A 16,444-nucleotide genomic window follows, 5' to 3' on the forward strand; every position below is an offset into this window, starting at 1 on the left:
TAAGGGAAGAAATCAAGCTTTGGTAATCGGGGCGTATTTGGCCAGCAATTTTTTGACGCCGATCGGAGCGGGGAATGCGATATTCAGCTCCAGATCCTCCCCTTCCCCCTGCACTTTTACCACTGTCCCGATTCCCCATTTTCCGTGTTTCGCCTTGTCTCCAACCATCCAGTCAAAGTCGGTGTTCGGCTCCCGGCGCACAGGGCTTCGCTTCTGCACGGATGCCAGCGGGGTCACGTTCTCATTTCCTCCGACGGCCCGCACCAGTTCCTTGGGAATCTCCTCCAGGAACCGGGACGGCAGATAGGAATTGGTCTGACCGTAAATCGTGCGCGTCCGTGCCCGCGTAAGATGAAGCTCCCGCTCGGCACGGGTGATGCCGACATATGCGAGGCGGCGCTCTTCCTCCATCTCCGTTTCATCATCCAGGGAACGAACGTGTGGAAAAATCCCCTCTTCCATCCCGATCAAAAAGACATAGGGAAACTCCAATCCCTTTGCGCTGTGCAGGGTCATCAGCGCAACCGCATCCCCGTCTTCCTTCTCCGCTTCTTCATCCAGCGCATCAATATCGGAAATCAGGGCAAGGTCGGTTAAAAAGGCGACAAGGGATTTATCCTCGTTTTTCTTCTCAAACTCCTGTGCCACCGAGAGAAATTCCTCGATGTTCTCCAACCGGCCCGCTGCTTCCAGCGTATTTTCCTTCTTCAACTCAGCCCGGTATCGGCTGCGCTCCAGCATCTCCTCCGTGATTTCCGAAGCGGACAGATAGTCAATCATCGCATGGAACTCGCGGATCATGCTGACAAATTCGCTGATCGGGTCGAGCGTCCGCTTCGTCAGGCCGATATGTTCCGGCTCGAGCAAGGCGCTGAACAACGAGAGCTGATGCTCCCTGGCGTATCGTTCAATCTTTTCCAGCGAGGCTGCTCCGATTCCCCGGCGCGGCACATTGATCACACGCATCAACGACAGGTCATCGTGCGGATTGACGATCAGCCGGAGGTAAGCCAGGATATCCTTGATCTCTTTCCGTTCGTAGAATTTCATTCCACCGACCACGGTGTAAGGAATATTGGATTTGAGCATCACTTCCTCCACCACGCGGGACTGCGCATTGGTCCGGTACAAAACGGCATAATCACGATAATGATTTCCTTGCCGGCGTCCTTTCAAAATGGTTTCCGCCACATAATACGCTTCTTCATGCTCCGTTCCCGCCTCAAACTGGCAGATCGGCTCCCCCCGGTCGTTTTCCGTCCACAAGTTTTTCGGTTTCCGCTCCGTGTTATGGGCGATCAAATGGTTGGCCGCCGCCAGAATGTTTTTCGTGGAGCGGTAATTCTGCTCCAACTTGATGACGGTCGCTTCCGGATAATCCCGTTCAAAGTTGAGGATATTGGAAATATCGGCGCCGCGAAAGCGGTAAATCGATTGGTCCGAATCCCCGACGACGCAGATATTTTTATGATGTCCTGCCAAAAGTCTGACCAGTACATACTGAGCATGGTTGGTATCCTGGTATTCATCGACATGAATGTACTGAAATTTGCGCTGATAATAGTCTTTCACTTCCGGATTGAGATCAAACAAACGAACGGTTTCCATCAGCAGGTCATCAAAATCGAGCGATTCATTGGTTCTCAGCTTCTGCTGATACTTCGCGTACACATCGGCCGCCACTTCTTCCAGCAATGTCCGAGCCTGCATCTTCATGCGCTCAGGTCCGAGCAGTACGTTTTTCGCCTGGCTGATCTTGTTGAGAAGCGAACGGGGTTCAAACTTTTTCGGATCGAGGTTTTCCTCCTTCAGCACCTGCTTGATCACCGTCAGCTGGTCTGAGGTATCGAGGATGGTAAAGTTGCGTGAATATCCGAGGCGGTCAATATCCCTCCGCAAAATGCGCACGCACATCGAGTGGAAGGTGGAAATCCAGATCTCCTCAGCCGCCGACCCCACCAGTGAAGTGATCCGTTCCTTCATTTCCCGGGCTGCTTTATTGGTAAATGTTATGGCGAGAATATTCCAGGGATGAATGCGTTTCTCCGCCAGCAGATACGCAACCCGATGCGTCAATACACGGGTCTTTCCGCTGCCCGCACCGGCGATGATCTGGACGGGACCTTCCGTCGTCTCCACCGCTTTTCTCTGCATCGGGTTCAACCCCGCCAGCAAGTTCTCCGTCGAGCGCTGATCCAGCATCTTTTCACCCTTTCACATCATTTTTCAAATCTTTTGGTTCGAGGGGCACGGCATCCGCCTTGTCCGTCGCCGGCCCCTGCTCCGGTTCGGTCAAACGCTTCTTCGTTTCCTGCACCCATTTCACTGTTCGCACCGCCATTTCCACATTGCGATATATCAGGTTGCCCACCACTACCGTATCAGCAAGCTCAGCCATTTTTTCAGCCTGTTCCCGGTTGCTGATCCCGCCGCCGTAAAACAACTGTGCCCGTTTCAACTGTTTGCGCGCCGCCAGCACCATCTGCGGATCGCCAAACCGTCCGCTGTATTCGATATACATAACCGGCCACTCAAACAGGTGTTCGATCAAACGGGCATACGCAGTGACATCAGCCTCTTGCAGCAGGGCATCCGCCTTTGTCAAACGGCTGACCTTGGCATCCGGATTAAGAATCACGTAGCCGAGCAGCAGGCATCTTTCCCACGGAATCAAATCGCCATACTGCCTGATCGCCTCAAAATGCATGCCGTGCGCCCATTTCATCTCTTCGGTGTTGAGTACGGTCGGAATCAAATATCCGTCAAATCCCGGAACGACGGAGGACAAATCGGATACTTCCTGCACGCACGGGACCGAATACCGGCGAATCCGTTCGAGCAGAGCGGATGTATTGGCAAAGGTGATGCCATCCGTCCCTCCCACGACAATGGCATCCGTCTCCGAAAGACAAATCATCTTCAGGGCCAGATCGGACAAAGCACGGTTCGGGTCCAGCTTAAACACATGCCGCCAGCCAGCTGCCATTTGCTTGATCATATTGTCACGTTCCCTCCGCCCAAAACTACAAATCCTATTATACAAAAAAAGAGCGCCAACCTCCTACTCGGTCAGCGACCTTTTTTGATTCTTTCTCACTCACCCGCCGGATCCGGCGTACCGGGCGTTCCATACAGCCGGTCCAGCGCCAGTTTGTAACCATCCGTTCCGTAATGAAGACACCGCTTAACCCGGGAAATCGTCGCCGTGCTGGCCCCGGTTTCCGTTTCAATCTGATTGTACGTATATCCTTCCTGAAGCATGCGGGCCACTTCCAAACGCTGGGCCAGCGACTTGATCTCGCCGACCGTGCAGAGATCATCAAAAAAACGATAGCAATCCTCTATCGTCTCCAGTTTCAGAATCGCATGAAAAAGTTGGTCGACTTCTTTCTTATTCAGCTTATTCAGTTGCATGCGTCCATCCTCCTCTTGGCGGAAGGAAAATCCTTTCATCCTTTAACGTATCACCTTCGACAAGTATATCAAAAAATCCCGTTTATCGAAAAGAGACTTTCCCGGTCTCCGGCAAAATATTGACCCATGTTTTCCCCGGGAGCAAGCCGACTTCTTTTCCGTCCTTGAAGGGAACAATCCAGCCGTCGCGGAATCTCCATTCGATCGGAATCCCTTTCCCTCGCTGGAACAGGTAACCTTTTCCCTTTCCCGTCACATCGACCTCCCGGTGGCCGGCCGCATCAAGCACCCGATGCCGGGCGAAGATCACCAACACGTTTTGCATCGACAGAGGCTGCCCCGTGTCACGGTCGGTTTGCTTCTCACCTTCAGTATACCGGATATAAGCGTTTGTGGCACGATCATATTGATAACCCGCGGCATAAAGCGGATGGTAAACGAGATGGATTTCGGAGGCCGCCTGCCCGTTTTCTGTGGCCGGAGCATCTGCGAAATGGTAACCTCCCCGGATGGACGGCACTTCTCCCTTTTTTTCGGCGGCCTGTTCCAACTCCTCCAGCCGGGAGTACAGATTGTGCGGCGGCTTGCGAAATGATACCCGCGTAAAATAACGCGCATCCTGATGAATCCCGTCCAGATGCGGAATATCCCCTTCCCTGATCTGCTTCAGGGCACCGGTCGACCCTCCTGCATGGACGACCACCGCATGCGCCCCTTCAGCCAAATCGAGATAATAAGGGCGAACACTGCGCACCGGCCCTACCGTTCCGTTCAGATCATTGAAATAAAACGCGGCAAACCGCGTAATCTCCCCTTCCGCCAGAATCTCCACCACCACATCCGCCCGCTGGAGCCCCGACTGCGGCCGCGCCTGGCGATGGTTATTGATCATCACCATCAAAAGCGGACGCTTTCCCTCGCTGATCGGCGTACCGGTTAACGGGCTCAACGCTGCCGGCGGAGGCTGCTCTCCTTTCGGCTCGGACGGGGCGTGCGGTTTGGCGCAAGCAGTGAGCAACAACGCGATCACCATGATCCATGGCCAACGTTTTCTTTTCATACGAAGCCCTCCTTTTTCTGTTGCCTGCCCGGAAAAATCGCCATCCCTTACCATATACTCCGCCCACACGGGGAAAAGCCTGCATTTTTTTGCAAAAAATTTGATACAATTAGCAAAGACAGGAAGAAGTGACCGGAGGTGAAAAAAGTGGCTTACCATGTGGAAACCCGCGGCCTCGAAGAACATCAGCACCCGTTTTACGTGATCCGCTATGCCGTCGTGCAAGACGGAGAAGAACTTTTGGCCAGCGTGGCCCGCTACATTCAAACCCTGAACGGGTCCAAAGTGCAGTTTCTGGAACCGGACATGAAAAAACTGCAACGCCAGCCTGACGGAATGAAGATGATCGATGAAATTGAACGCGTGATCAAGGAAGAAGGCGCACGTTTGGCTGAGGAATTAAACAATAAGCAAGGATGACCATAAAACCCCGTCTTATTGGGGTTTTCATTTTTTCCTCTGGGTGAATGTATGATGCCATCCCCCTGCTTGTATTGAAATTCAATAAAAATATATTCCAAAACGATAAGATATGTTTTATAATCAAACCGACAATATGTAAGCGGGGGGCTTTCGATATGAAGGAAACACTTTTTTTAAAACTGACTCTTATTTTTATCGGAATCATGGTTCTTGCACTGTGCATTTTTTTGGTTCCCAAGATCGGGAATTTTGCTGCAGAATTGTATCCGGATCTCTCTTATTTGAAACCTCTCATTTTAATTGATATGTACGCGGCAGCGATCCCTTTTTACATTGCTCTGTATCAATCCTTTAACCTTTTAAGCTATATAGATAAGAAGCAAGCGTTCTCGGAATTGTCGGTAAAAGCTTTAAAGAATATAAAATTCTGTGCCATCACTATCAGTACCCTATACCTGCTGGGAATGCCACTCTACTATCTGATGTCAAAAAAAATTGACCCTCCAAGTTTTATGCCAATCGACTTGGTTATTATATTCGCCTCTATGGTGGTCGCTGTTTTTACTACTGTTCTTCAAAAACTTTTACAAGATGCTATTAATATAAAATCAGAAAATGATTTAACGATCTGAGGTGAATAACAACGTGGCAATAATAATCAATATTGATGTGATGCTGGCTAAAAGGAAAATGAGCGTCACGGAACTTTCAAAGAGGGTCGGGATAACGATGGCCAATCTTTCGATCTTGAAAAATGGAAAGGCAAAAGCGATTCGATTTTCAACTTTGGAGGCAATTTGTAAGGCTTTGGACTGTCAGCCCGGAGATATTTTAGAATACAAAAGCGACGAAGACACGAAAGAATCACATTGACATTTACTTGTTTCCGAAATACCGGCGACACGCCTTTTCCTGGTCGGCATCCCAGGCTTAAAGCCGGCAAGGTCTTTCAGAACGAATGCCAGACAGATACCCGATTTCACAGACAAAGGCTGTTGACCTTCTTTTGTCAACAGCCTCAGGGATCACCTTGCGCAACATTTGTAAGTCGTAATTTTGTTTACGAATAACTGCTTTTACTCATTGATGTTCCTTTATCTTCAGATGCCCTTTCCTCCTCAGTGATTCAGGGAAATTTGAAAAATAATAAAAATCAAACTCTCCTTGCTGATCTATGCTTTTTATTATACATAGGTAATAGTGACAGTTCTTGTTTTACCGCCGACCTCTCTTACTGTGATTACCTTATGATTGTTTGGAACAGATGTCTTGAAGACACCCAGAATCCGGTCATGCCGTCACACTTTCGGTCCTCTTCTCATCGGGACGGCTTTCATCAAGGAGACAGGAATTCCCTTCCTCGGGGGCCAATTACATTTCCGGTAAAGGCTTTGCTTTTATGATTTCTGATCGTCCAGTGACTTATTAAAACCCCTTTGTATTTGTTTACATCATGAAGCGTATCGTATCTTTTCTTTGATACCCGGATAATCCCTTTCGACGGTACATAACTCGTCACAGGTCCTATAAATTTCCCGTTATGAACACCGGTCGGTCCCTTAAAATAAACCCCTACACACGCTCCCCTTTGGAGTATCGCCATTCATACTCCTCCTCTTCTCATTTTCTCTATAAAATATTCTTTTTTAATTGAAATGGTATAAACATGTACCTTTACACCTTGTCGGACAAAACAAACTTTACCGACAAGCTGTACCCCTCAAGGGAGCCGTTTTCGGTGTTTGGATTCAGGGGTGTTTACGGAACCTGACGATTCCATATTCCTTACTTCAATATTCTCCTTTTATGACAAAAAAGGAGCCCCGAATGGTTCCGGCCAGTTTAGACTTCTGCCTGGCAAATTTAAACTTCCCTTCCAATTCCGCCGGTACTTCCATCCCCTCAGAAAGCTTAAAACCAACGGCCCGCTTCTTCGGTTCATCAATCGAATACATGACGTTGACCACAAGGCCGTTCTCATAAAAGACGTAAGCCATTTTGATATTTTCCACTTGAAAACGCGACGTTTCCAAAGGTTTGGCCTGCAACTCAATGCCACGTTCTTCTTTCAAAATCCGATTCACGTAATCAAGGGTTTCTTGGCTTTCGAAAGCCGGTACAACCGTAAATGCATGCTTGTATTTATTCATAAAGTAACGCGCTTCATTCGCCCGTAACCCGGCAAGCGCTTCTGCCACAGGTGAAGATTCCAAACCAACGGCAGATACATTTTTAAAATCAACGATATAGGCCATTTTCAACTCTCCCTTGTAAGTTCACGGCAAACACATAGGTGTTAACAAATTCCGTAGTGTGAGTAGTTTGGCTAAAAACGGCTGAAACATGTACCGCCTTTATATAAAGAAAAACCCCCCAAGCACGGGGGATTGATTGAAAAAATCAAGCTTCCGTATTTTCCAGATCCCAAACCTCGATAAAATGAAATCCAACCAATCCGCCAGACTCGACGGCTTCTTTAAACTCATTAGATACAAACACCTTCCACTGCACCCGGTCATCCAAATATATCCGGAAAATATGTTCACTTGCAATTTTTTCTTGAACAAATGCATGTTTTTGCAAACCAACCCGAAGTCCTGTTTCCAACTGTTTAATAACTGCACGATCGTAATCAATCGCATTAATTGCATTAATGACATGTATCCCATAAAATCTCTTTTCCACATGATGAAGTGGCAATACCTCTGCCCTGCCTTTTAAAAAATCACTAAAACACGGACTGCTTTTTCACTAAAAACAGGAATAGGACAATCCCAAAAATGAGGACAGTCACTATCCTCGCCTTCATCGATCGTACATACCTCCACAAAACCCCATTGATCTGCAAGAGGCGCGATTTGAATCAGCAGCTCATCCAATTTAGAATAGCGATCAAAATCTCGATACCCTAATGTTTCAAAACCATCCAATGAACTTTTCAATTGCCACAGTTTCATGATCATCCCGCCATCGCCATTTGCCGCAGGGTTTTAAATCCGCGTTTTCCCCGGGCCAGGCTCCTAATGAATCTTAATTAAAAAACTGTACACGGCCTGCCCATCAGTTCTTCCGTTACTGTCATTCCAAAAGACGAATAAATCATAAATGTAATCTCCATGCTCCCGAGGTAAACGAAAGGTATCTTCAGGTTTTAGTTTAGTTATTTTTCGATCTTTTCTACTTATCAGGTTAATGGTACTTGGTTGGGGAGATTGATCAAATACAATTGTTAATGGGTCGCCCGGTTTTGCCGTGGTTTGTTGTGTAACCTTTATTTTATTCAAATCAATGTCATTGCATGGTGTGTCCCAACAGATCGTTTGTTCTCTGTATTTTACAGGCTGATCATTGATTTTAATAACCGGAGACGGGGCTTTATTGCCTTCCAAATGATCGCTGCAGCCTGTGAGAAAAAGCCCAAAAATAACAAAAAACATCAGAACCTTGTTCATTTCATCCCTCCTCAGTCATTAAGGATTTTGAAATCTTGGACTAACATTGTTCTTATCTTTTTAAGCACCGGCATCATGCAGGGAACTGATTGAAACGCCCAGCGAGGTAAGCTAGAATGAGAAGGAACGAATCGAGAGAGGAGATATTGATCCGTGGCGATTAAAGGTACGATTGAACTGGAAAATGGAGAAAAAATTCATCTCGAATTTTTCCCGGAAGCCGCGCCGATTACGGTTAAAAATTTTCAAAAGCTGGCCAATTCCGGTTTTTATAACGGCCTGATCTTTCATCGCGTCATTCCCGGATTTGTGAGCCAGGGCGGATGCCCTCACGGGATTGGCACGGGCGATGCAGGCTACACCATTCCCTGCGAAACGAATGGTAACCCGCACAAACACGTGCCGGGCGCGCTGTCGATGGCACACCGCGGGAAAGATACCGGTTCATGCCAGTTTTTTATTGTCCATGAAGCGCAACCGCATCTCGACGGTGTTCATACCGTGTTCGGCCGGGTGACGGAAGGGATGGAACACGTGCTGAATATGAAGCAGGGCACTGTGATGAAGGAAGTTAAAGTCTGGGAAGAATAACCCGCCATCACACATGGGTCGGCTGTTGGGCCGGCCTTTTTGTGTTGAAATGGTTTATGGACAAACGCTCCGGGCGACCGTTCTCCGGTCATGCGCGGGAACGATCGCCGAGGATCAAATATCCTTTTATTCACAAAAAGAATTCACGTTTTCTCTGGGTTTGCATTTGTAAATCCTGGCAATTCCTTCAGCCATACATTGGGCATAGTGATCCAAAAATGCCGAATCGGCCAGGAGATGATTTTCTTTTGAGTGCGTGATAAACAGCGAGGCAATGGAAATGGCCGGCATTTTTGTCTTTCTCAACACCGGAAGCTGTCCGCCGAAAATCTCCGTATCATTCTTTTTGCCCAGATCGACAACCCCGTACCGGCGCAAAAAACAGGCGATCTGATTGTGAAGCCAGCACTGAATCCGCCGCGTTTCATAACCGGCGATCACACTGACATAAGAAGCAAATCCCGACAAGGAAGAATCAGGGGATGCATTGGTATGAATACTCAAAAATAAATCCGCATCCTGTTCATTGGCCCACCGGCTCCGCTCTTCCGCACTGACATTGATGTCGATGGAGCGGGTCATGGTTACTTTGATCCCCTCATAGGCAAGCAGTTTCCGCCGCAGACGATAAGCGATATCCAGACAGACGTTCTTTTCCAGCAGGGAAAAGCCGATCGCGCCAACATCCTCCCCTCCGTGTCCGGGATCAAGACAAACCAACATGACCAAAATCCCCCCTTTCACCGGTTTTCTCAAATGTGATTCACTACTCAGTTCCCGACTTTTCCCACCCCCAAACTCCAAAAAAACCTGAAAAAAAGAATCTTTTGCGGCGATAAAACGGCAAAAAGCCGCCCTCAGACGGGCAGCCTCTTGCTTAAAAGCTTTCGCGAATCACCAATTGATCAAGGGAAAAGCGGGTTGTCGGCCGTGCCGGTTCCGCTGCTTTACCGATCGAAATCAGCATGACCGGAAGGTAACGCGAAGGAATGTTCAACTCCTTGATCAACGCTTCGCGGTCAAATCCACCCATTGGGCAGGTGTCGTATCCTTTCGCTTTTGCCGCCAGCATCAACTGCATCGCGGAAAGGGAAGCGTTTAAGATCGCCGAATCCCGGGCCACTTGCGGATTATTTTCATAAGCGGCGTTCACCTGTCTGACCATCGTCTCATATACTTCCTTGGGAAGCTGCCCTTGTTTGTAGGCCGTTCCATATACGTCGTGAACAGAGCGATTCGCTTCCAGGTCACCCAGAATCACCACGGTGGCGGAAGAGTTCACCACCTGATCCTGATTGAAAGCGATCGGCAGGATGCGCTCTTTCACCTCCGGTTTCGTAATCACCAGATAACGCCAGTGTTGTAAATTCCAGGCTGAAGGCGCTTTAGCCGCCAGGGTCAAGATTTCATCCAGCTCCTCGGCCGGAATTTCCACCCCGGGCGTAAATTTGCGTACGCTTCCCCGTGCTTTAATCACTTCGATTGCATCATAAACCTTCGCTTCCACCTTGATAACCCCCTGCTTCATCACCTTCTCCCGCAGGTTGCTGCGGTTGCTTCTATTATACTTTAAAAAAGTAACTTAGTAGATAAATACAAGTTTTTTTCATGAAAGTGTATTGCTTCCCCGCGATCTTGTCTCCTGTATTCTGCCAAAGAAGCCGTTGCGGCATGTATGTTCATTCTGACGGTTTTTCAGTTCTCTTCCTTTTTCACAAAACAAGCGACACATTCCACATGGCCGGTATGGGGAAACATATCGACCGGCTGCACCTCGGTAACCTGATATCCTCTTTCCTTTAAGTATTTGGCGTCCCGTGCCAGTGTGGCCGAGTTGCAGGAGACATAGACAAGGCGCTCGGGGCCCATGCCGACTGCGGCATCCAATGTTGCGGGGCCGCATCCCTTGCGCGGGGGATCGACGACGATGACATCCGGGCGAATCCCTTCCCGCAGCCAGCGGGGCATTACCTCTTCCGCACGGCCCACCTCAAAATGGACATGGTTCATATGGTTCAGCCCGGCATTTTCTTTGGCATCCTGAATCGCTTGCGGCACGATTTCCACTCCGTAAACGCGGCGAGCCTTTTTGGCCAGATAGAGGGCAATCGTTCCGATGCCGCAATAAGCGTCAATGACTGTCTCCTCGCCGGAAAGTTGGGCATAACGAACAACTTGATCATATAAAACCTTAGTCTGTACAGGATTTACCTGGAAAAAAGAGTGCGGTGAAATGGCGAAGACCACATCGCCGATTTTGTCATGGATCACGTTTTCTCCCCACAAGACGCGCGACTTTTCTCCCAGCACCACATTGGTCCGCTTTGTGTTGATATTTTGCATGACCGATTTGAGCTGCGGAAGGGAGTCAACCAGTTCCCTCACCAACTCCTTTTTGTGTGGAAGGTGCTCGCCATTGGTGACGAGGACGACCATCATTTCCCCGGTGTGATACCCCGTCCGCACCATCACATGGCGCAACACACCACGATGCTTGACCTCATCATAAATGGGAATTTTCAGCTTCCGTGCGAGCTCTTTCACCTTGGCCACAGCCTGATCGTTGGCGGAGTGCTGAATCAGGCATGATTCCATGTCGACGATTTCATGGGAGCCGGAAGCATAAAACCCGGCGACAGCCCGCCCGTTGATCCAGCCAAAGGGAACTTGCGCTTTGTTTCGGTAACGCCAAGGCTCATCCATCCCCAGCACGGGATGAATGACAACATCCGTCATTCCCCCAATCCGCATAAAATGGTCCATCACCTGTTGCCGCTTTTGTTTTAACTGCGCCTCATAGGACAGATGCTGCAACTGGCAGCCGCCGCACTGTTCATAGATGGGGCAAAGCGGCCGAGTTCGGTCGGGATGGGCTGAGACGATCTCTTCCAAGACCGCCTTGGCATACGTTTTCTTCACCTGCGTAATTCTTGCGCGCACTGTTTCCCCCTGCACGGCCAACGGAACAAAGACGGTAAACCCTTCCACTTTCCCCACTCCCGCCCCGTCATGCGCATGCCCGGTGATCATAAGCTCAATCACTTGCCCTTTGGTAACAGGTAGCTTTTGCAAATCATCTCCAACTCCTTCATCATCTCTTGTCAAACAGAATTCCCGTGAGCTTAATCAATATCGGAAGGGGGGACACCTGCGCCCCGGCCGGCGCCTCACAGAAAAAGCGTTCACCAAATGAGATGAACGCCCTTAAGGACAAAAAATTTCCAAATGGTTCGGCACTGTCTCCACCCGTCCGTTGAACTCGCCGCCCCACTCTCCGTCCAGATTCAGCTTCAACGGTTCGGGTGTGTCAATCTCAAGCTCGTTTGTTTGAAAATAGACGATCCGGGAATCGCGAACGTGCTCCCCCTTAAATGCGAGGGCGGCCAATTGCAGCAAATCGGAGATGTTGGTTTTGGGCACGATCAGGACATCCAGCATGCCGTCGCTCAGATCGGCAGCGGGAGCAAGCCGCCCAAAGCCGCCGACCGAAACGCTGTTCGCCACGATAAACAAGAGAATCTCCTCTTCCCACTCTCCTTGCGGCGTTTTCAGCTTGATCGGAAACGGTTTGCTGATCGTGCCCAACTTTTCAATCGCTTTCGCATAATAGGCCAGCGGGCCGATCACCGTTTTCAGCCGGCTCGGTGCTTCATACGTCACCTCGGTGATCCGCCCGGCTGCTGCTACATTGATAAAATAGCGCCCGCCAAATTTGCCCACATCCACCATCATCGTTTTCCCGCTGGCCACCACATCACAAGCATCGCACAGATCGCGCGGAAGTTTCAAGGCCCGAGCCAAATCGTTGGTCGTTCCCCCCGGCAGAATGCCCAGCTTGGGCGGGTCGGGAACCCGGGCCAATCCGTTGACCACTTCGTGAATCGTTCCATCCCCGCCGGCGGCAATCACTATATCAAAACCGCGCTCAGCCGCCAATGCAGCTTCTTCCGCGGCACTCCACGGTTTACTCGTCGCATAACAAGAAGTTTCATATCCCGCTTTTTCCAACCTTTTCAATAAAAGGGGCAATTTTTTCTCCACCAGTTCGCGACCGGCGGTCGGATTGTAAATCAGGCGAGCACGCTTCATTTCTGCCCACCCCTTTTCTCGGCTTTAAAATCCTTCCAACAATCTGCCTTCCATCGACTTTTATCAACGTTCCCAGTGTTAAGTTTACTCATCGTCCCCGCTCACTTCAAAGTGATTCTGATCAAACCTGTGTCGATTTTTCTTCATTTTCCTTTATTATCTTTCCCAATAACGCGATAAACCGATCATAACCGACAGGCACAACCCGGGGATGGATCAGAAGGCAGGGAGGCAAACCTTTACGGAAAAAAGGCCTGGATCCGTTTGAAGCTGGGATCCAAGCCTTTTCCACAGGAAGAGATCAGTGCGGAAGGTAAACCAGTTGCAGGATAAACAGGACTGCAAAGATATACACCAGCGGATGAACCGTTTTCCACTTCCCTTTAAAAATTTTCATCAAAGGATAGGAGATGAAGCCAAGGGCAATTCCCGTTGCGATGCTCGATGTGAGCGGCATGCTCAAAATAACGAGAAAAGCGGGAAACGCTTCGTCGATTTCTTTCCAGTTGATCTGGCTCACATGGCTGACCATCAGCGAACCCACGATGATCAAAGCCGGGGAAGTAATGGCCGAAATGCCGGAAACTGCGCCGATCAACGGGCTGAAAAAGGACGAGATCGCAAACAGGATCGCGATGACCACTGCCGTCAAACCGGTTCGGCCGCCGGAAGCGACACCCGAAGCGGATTCAATATAGGCGGAGGTGGGGCTTGTACCAAACAGTGAACCGACCAGGGTAGCCAGCGAATCCGCCAGCAACGTACGCTCCCCGCGCGGCAGTTTGTCTCCCTCCATCAGATTGGCCTGCCTGGCCACCCCCAGAACCGTCCCGGTCGTATCGAACAACGTAACCAGCAAGAAGGAAAATACCACGGCATACAGCCCGAAATGAATGACATCCTGGAAGGCGTGTACCGGGCTGATGGCCAGATGATCGGGCAGATGCGGCATGGAGACAAATCCTTTTTTAAAAGAGAGCAAACCCATAAAATAAGCGCAAATTCCCGTCACGATCATCCCGATAAACAAAGCCCCGTTAATGTTCAGCGCCAGACAGATCAGCGTGACAGCCAAACCGATCAGAGTAAGGATGGCCGAGGGTGAATGCACATTTCCCAACTGAACCAAATTGGTCGGGTGTGCCTGAATCAGACCGGACATGCGCAAACCGATAAAAGCGATAAACAACCCGATTCCGGTGGTAATCGCACTTTTCAGATTGCCGGGTATCACCTCAATCAGTTTGGTGCGCACCGGTGTCAGGGATAAGAGGACAAACAAAAGGCCTGCCACGAACACGGCAGCAAACCCGGCCTGATAACCGAGCCCGGCGTGCGCCTTGACCACGGAATAGGCAAAGTAGGCATTGAGCCCCATGGCCGGCGCGATTGCGATCGGATAATTTGCAAACAAGCCCATGATCAACGTGCCCACAACCGTGGCAATGATCGTGGCCATAAAACTCATTTCAAAGGGGACACCGGCATCGGACAGAATAATCGGATTGACAACCATGATATAGGACATGGTCACAAAGGTCGTAATCCCGGCGACAATCTCTCTCCGAACAGTTGATCCATATTGTTGTATCTTAAACATCGGCGATTGTTCCTCCAAATACGAATATTAGCCATAGCCATGTTATATAATATTCGTTTATATTAAACGATGCAAGGTTTATTTTATAAAATGCACTTTCAATAAAAAACCATGCCAAAAACAAGTCGGCATGGTTGGAAAAGATGGAACACCAAAGTTGCATTCTTTCACAACAACATAAAAGGGCCGAAGCTGTTGCCCGCCTTGGTCAACAGCTTCGGCCCGTCTTGTTCGGTAATCTTCATCTTAATCTTCTTGCAGCCAATTTGTGTGAAATACCCCTTCCCGGTCGATCCGGCGGTAAGTGTGGGCACCGAAATAATCGCGCTGAGCTTGCAGCAGGTTGGCCGGAAGCGAAGCCGAACGGTAGCTGTCGTAATAGCTCAGGCTGCTGGCAAACGCCGGAACGGGAATCCCGTTTAACACAGCGGTGGCCACGACATCGCGCCATGCATCTTGATAGGATTCGACAATCTCTTTGAAATACGGACTCAGCAGCAGGTTGGGAAGGGCCGGATCGCTTTCGTAGGCTTTGGTAATCTCTTGCAGGAAGCGGGCCCGGATGATGCATCCGCCGCGGAAGATTTTGGCGATGGCCCCCAGGTTCAGATTCCAGCCAAATTCATCCGATGCCGTCTTCATTTGTGCGAATCCCTGAGCATAGGAACAGATTTTGCTGGCATAGAGCGCTTTGCGAATCGACTCGATAAACGCAGCGCGATCCTCCACAACCGTACAGGGCAGGTTGGGTCCCTTCAGTTCCCGGCTCGCCCGAATTCTTTCTTCTTTCATCGCGGACAGGAAGCGGGCATAGACCGACTCCGTGATAATCGTCAGCGGCACACCGAGATCCAGCGAACTTTGGCTCGTCCACTTTCCGGTCCCTTTTTGCCCTGCCGTATCAAGGATCAGGTCGACCAAAGGTTTGCCTGTTTCTTTATCCACTTTGGCAAGAATATCGGCCGTGATTTGGATCAGATAGCTGTCCAACTCCCCTTGATTCCACTCTGCAAAAACCTCGGCCATCTCCTGCGCTTCCATTTTCAACAGATTTTTCATCAGGAAGTAGGCTTCGCTGATGAGCTGCATATCCCCGTACTCGATTCCATTATGTACCATTTTCACATAATGGCCGGCTCCATTCGGACCGATATAGGTGCAGCACGGTTCGCCGTTCACTTTGGCGGAAATGGCCGTCAAAATCGGTTCAACCTGTTCGTACGCTTCTTTTTGCCCCCCGGGCATGATCGCCGGGCCTTTCAGCGCCCCCTCTTCTCCGCCGGAAACGCCGGTGCCGACAAAATGAACTCCCAAACTGGCCAGATCGCGGTTGCGCCGAATTGTGTCCTCATAATAGGCATTTCCACCGTCGATAATGATATCGCCCAGTTCAACATATTTCTTCAGTTGCGTGATCATTTCATCCGTCGGTTTCCCCGCTTTGACCATGAGCATAATTTTTCGCGGTTTTTTCAGGGAATCAATAAATTCCTGCATTGTATAGGTTCCAACCAGTTTTTTCCCCGGATTTTCATGGATAAGTGCTTTGGTTCGCTCCGGCGAGCGGTTAAATAGAGACACCGTAAAACCTTTGCTTTCCATGTTGAGTGCCAGATTTCTTCCCATGACGGCCAGACCGATTACGCCAATATCGCTGTTTGCCATCGATTTTCCCTCCTCATTCACGCTGAATTTCTATACCTATTTTCCCATTCCTCATTCTCCTTACTCCTGTTATCCACTAAAATTTTCATCGTAATAAAAAACATGGAAAGGAGAATGTTGCCTCCACAATCAGAGACAAAAAGGAACCGA

Annotated in this window: 17 protein-coding genes and 1 pseudogene; 4 read left to right on the top strand and 14 right to left on the bottom strand. The window is 49.5% G+C overall.

Annotated features, from left to right (window positions below; genetic code table 11):
- Positions 1 to 12: 12 nt before the first annotated feature.
- The 4 genes and pseudogenes from pcrA to I8U18_RS10430 all read right to left on the bottom strand — a co-directional run bounded on the left by pcrA (position 13) and on the right by I8U18_RS10430 (position 4,474).
- Positions 13 to 2,202 carry a DNA helicase PcrA gene (pcrA, locus tag I8U18_RS10415; RefSeq protein ID WP_198055863.1) on the bottom strand — a complete coding sequence of 730 codons (2,190 nt, stop codon included), beginning with the start codon at positions 2,200 to 2,202 and terminating at the stop codon, positions 13 to 15.
- A gap of 109 nt (positions 2,203 to 2,311) precedes the next feature.
- A pseudogene (pcrB, locus tag I8U18_RS10420) lies at positions 2,312 to 2,998 on the bottom strand (heptaprenylglyceryl phosphate synthase); the annotation flags it as partial.
- Between the two features lie 95 nt (positions 2,999 to 3,093).
- Positions 3,094 to 3,414: a YerC/YecD family TrpR-related protein gene (locus I8U18_RS10425; protein WP_033100169.1), complete on the bottom strand. Its 321-nt coding sequence runs from the start codon at positions 3,412 to 3,414 to the stop codon at positions 3,094 to 3,096.
- An 82-nt stretch (positions 3,415 to 3,496) separates the two neighbouring features.
- Positions 3,497 to 4,474, bottom strand: coding sequence for a DUF3048 domain-containing protein (locus I8U18_RS10430; RefSeq protein WP_198064745.1), 978 nt, complete (start codon positions 4,472 to 4,474; stop codon positions 3,497 to 3,499).
- A gap of 147 nt (positions 4,475 to 4,621) precedes the next feature.
- On the opposite strand from I8U18_RS10430, the gene I8U18_RS10435 reads away from it, so the two are divergent.
- The 3 genes from I8U18_RS10435 to I8U18_RS10445 all read left to right on the top strand — a co-directional run bounded on the left by I8U18_RS10435 (position 4,622) and on the right by I8U18_RS10445 (position 5,770).
- Positions 4,622 to 4,894 carry a hypothetical protein gene (locus I8U18_RS10435; protein ID WP_152568490.1) on the top strand — a complete coding sequence of 91 codons (273 nt, stop codon included), beginning with the start codon at positions 4,622 to 4,624 and terminating at the stop codon, positions 4,892 to 4,894.
- Between the two features lie 158 nt (positions 4,895 to 5,052).
- Positions 5,053 to 5,529: a DUF2975 domain-containing protein gene (locus tag I8U18_RS10440; RefSeq protein WP_198055860.1), complete on the top strand. Its 477-nt coding sequence runs from the start codon at positions 5,053 to 5,055 to the stop codon at positions 5,527 to 5,529.
- A 13-nt stretch (positions 5,530 to 5,542) separates the two neighbouring features.
- Positions 5,543 to 5,770: a helix-turn-helix domain-containing protein gene (locus I8U18_RS10445; protein WP_033100088.1), complete on the top strand. Its 228-nt coding sequence runs from the start codon at positions 5,543 to 5,545 to the stop codon at positions 5,768 to 5,770.
- Between the two features lie 917 nt (positions 5,771 to 6,687).
- Here the strand turns inward: I8U18_RS10445 and I8U18_RS10450 are convergent.
- The 4 genes from I8U18_RS10450 to I8U18_RS10465 all read right to left on the bottom strand — a co-directional run bounded on the left by I8U18_RS10450 (position 6,688) and on the right by I8U18_RS10465 (position 8,349).
- Entirely contained in the window at positions 6,688 to 7,152 is a 465-nt protein-coding gene (locus I8U18_RS10450; RefSeq protein WP_033100086.1) for a hypothetical protein, read from the bottom strand.
- 145 nt (positions 7,153 to 7,297) lie between these two features.
- On the bottom strand, positions 7,298 to 7,597 hold the full coding sequence (locus I8U18_RS10455; RefSeq protein WP_033100085.1) for an imm11 family protein: 300 nt from the start codon (positions 7,595 to 7,597) through the stop codon (positions 7,298 to 7,300).
- Between the two features lie 17 nt (positions 7,598 to 7,614).
- The gene (locus tag I8U18_RS10460) at positions 7,615 to 7,854 is read right to left on the bottom strand and encodes a hypothetical protein (RefSeq protein WP_033100084.1); all 240 of its coding nucleotides are present in this window, start codon (positions 7,852 to 7,854) and stop codon (positions 7,615 to 7,617) included.
- Between the two features lie 63 nt (positions 7,855 to 7,917).
- Positions 7,918 to 8,349, bottom strand: a complete 432-nt coding sequence (locus I8U18_RS10465; RefSeq protein WP_033100083.1) for a hypothetical protein — start codon at positions 8,347 to 8,349, stop codon at positions 7,918 to 7,920.
- Positions 8,350 to 8,502: 153 nt separating this feature from the next.
- Between I8U18_RS10465 and I8U18_RS10470 the strand changes: the two genes are divergently transcribed.
- The gene (locus tag I8U18_RS10470) at positions 8,503 to 8,940 is read left to right on the top strand and encodes a peptidylprolyl isomerase (protein ID WP_033100082.1); all 438 of its coding nucleotides are present in this window, start codon (positions 8,503 to 8,505) and stop codon (positions 8,938 to 8,940) included.
- Between the two features lie 126 nt (positions 8,941 to 9,066).
- Here the strand turns inward: I8U18_RS10470 and I8U18_RS10475 are convergent, their stop codons facing one another.
- The 6 genes from I8U18_RS10475 to gndA all read right to left on the bottom strand — a co-directional run bounded on the left by I8U18_RS10475 (position 9,067) and on the right by gndA (position 16,294).
- A complete protein-coding gene (locus I8U18_RS10475; protein WP_052154022.1) occupies positions 9,067 to 9,663 on the bottom strand; it encodes an N-acetylmuramoyl-L-alanine amidase family protein in 597 nt (198 codons plus the stop codon).
- Positions 9,664 to 9,817: 154 nt separating this feature from the next.
- Complete coding sequence (locus I8U18_RS10480; RefSeq protein ID WP_052154021.1) at positions 9,818 to 10,468, bottom strand: nitroreductase family protein; 651 nt, start codon at positions 10,466 to 10,468, stop codon at positions 9,818 to 9,820.
- A 167-nt stretch (positions 10,469 to 10,635) separates the two neighbouring features.
- On the bottom strand, positions 10,636 to 12,012 hold the full coding sequence (gene rlmD / locus I8U18_RS10485; protein WP_232336363.1) for a 23S rRNA (uracil(1939)-C(5))-methyltransferase RlmD: 1,377 nt from the start codon (positions 12,010 to 12,012) through the stop codon (positions 10,636 to 10,638).
- A 132-nt stretch (positions 12,013 to 12,144) separates the two neighbouring features.
- Entirely contained in the window at positions 12,145 to 13,029 is an 885-nt protein-coding gene (locus tag I8U18_RS10490; RefSeq protein WP_033100080.1) for a YegS/Rv2252/BmrU family lipid kinase, read from the bottom strand.
- 301 nt (positions 13,030 to 13,330) lie between these two features.
- The gene (locus tag I8U18_RS10495; protein WP_033100079.1) at positions 13,331 to 14,629 is read right to left on the bottom strand and encodes an NCS2 family permease; all 1,299 of its coding nucleotides are present in this window, start codon (positions 14,627 to 14,629) and stop codon (positions 13,331 to 13,333) included.
- 246 nt (positions 14,630 to 14,875) lie between these two features.
- Positions 14,876 to 16,294, bottom strand: a complete 1,419-nt coding sequence (gndA, locus tag I8U18_RS10500) for an NADP-dependent phosphogluconate dehydrogenase (protein ID WP_198055855.1) — start codon at positions 16,292 to 16,294, stop codon at positions 14,876 to 14,878.
- Positions 16,295 to 16,444 lie beyond the last annotated feature (150 nt).

The organism is Thermoactinomyces sp. CICC 10522, assembly GCF_016055075.1.
In the GTDB taxonomy this organism is placed as follows: Bacteria; Bacillota; Bacilli; order Thermoactinomycetales; family Thermoactinomycetaceae; genus Thermoactinomyces_A; species Thermoactinomyces_A daqus.

What these genes read in the sequence shown, in the direction of transcription:
- pcrA (WP_198055863.1), bottom strand. Translation starts at nt 2,202, where the DNA reads ATGCTGGATCAGCGCTCGACGGAGAACTTGCTGGCGGGGTTGAACCCG.
- I8U18_RS10425 (WP_033100169.1), bottom strand. Translation starts at nt 3,414, where the DNA reads ATGCAACTGAATAAGCTGAATAAGAAAGAAGTCGACCAACTTTTTCAT.
- I8U18_RS10430 (WP_198064745.1), bottom strand. Translation starts at nt 4,474, where the DNA reads ATGAAAAGAAAACGTTGGCCATGGATCATGGTGATCGCGTTGTTGCTC.
- I8U18_RS10440 (WP_198055860.1), top strand. Translation starts at nt 5,053, where the DNA reads ATGAAGGAAACACTTTTTTTAAAACTGACTCTTATTTTTATCGGAATC.
- I8U18_RS10450 (WP_033100086.1), bottom strand. Translation starts at nt 7,152, where the DNA reads ATGGCCTATATCGTTGATTTTAAAAATGTATCTGCCGTTGGTTTGGAA.
- I8U18_RS10460 (WP_033100084.1), bottom strand. Translation starts at nt 7,854, where the DNA reads ATGAAACTGTGGCAATTGAAAAGTTCATTGGATGGTTTTGAAACATTA.
- I8U18_RS10465 (WP_033100083.1), bottom strand. Translation starts at nt 8,349, where the DNA reads ATGAACAAGGTTCTGATGTTTTTTGTTATTTTTGGGCTTTTTCTCACA.
- I8U18_RS10475 (WP_052154022.1), bottom strand. Translation starts at nt 9,663, where the DNA reads ATGTTGGTTTGTCTTGATCCCGGACACGGAGGGGAGGATGTTGGCGCG.
- I8U18_RS10480 (WP_052154021.1), bottom strand. Translation starts at nt 10,468, where the DNA reads ATGAAGCAGGGGGTTATCAAGGTGGAAGCGAAGGTTTATGATGCAATC.
- I8U18_RS10490 (WP_033100080.1), bottom strand. Translation starts at nt 13,029, where the DNA reads ATGAAGCGTGCTCGCCTGATTTACAATCCGACCGCCGGTCGCGAACTG.
- I8U18_RS10495 (WP_033100079.1), bottom strand. Translation starts at nt 14,629, where the DNA reads ATGTTTAAGATACAACAATATGGATCAACTGTTCGGAGAGAGATTGTC.
- gndA (WP_198055855.1), bottom strand. Translation starts at nt 16,294, where the DNA reads ATGGCAAACAGCGATATTGGCGTAATCGGTCTGGCCGTCATGGGAAGA.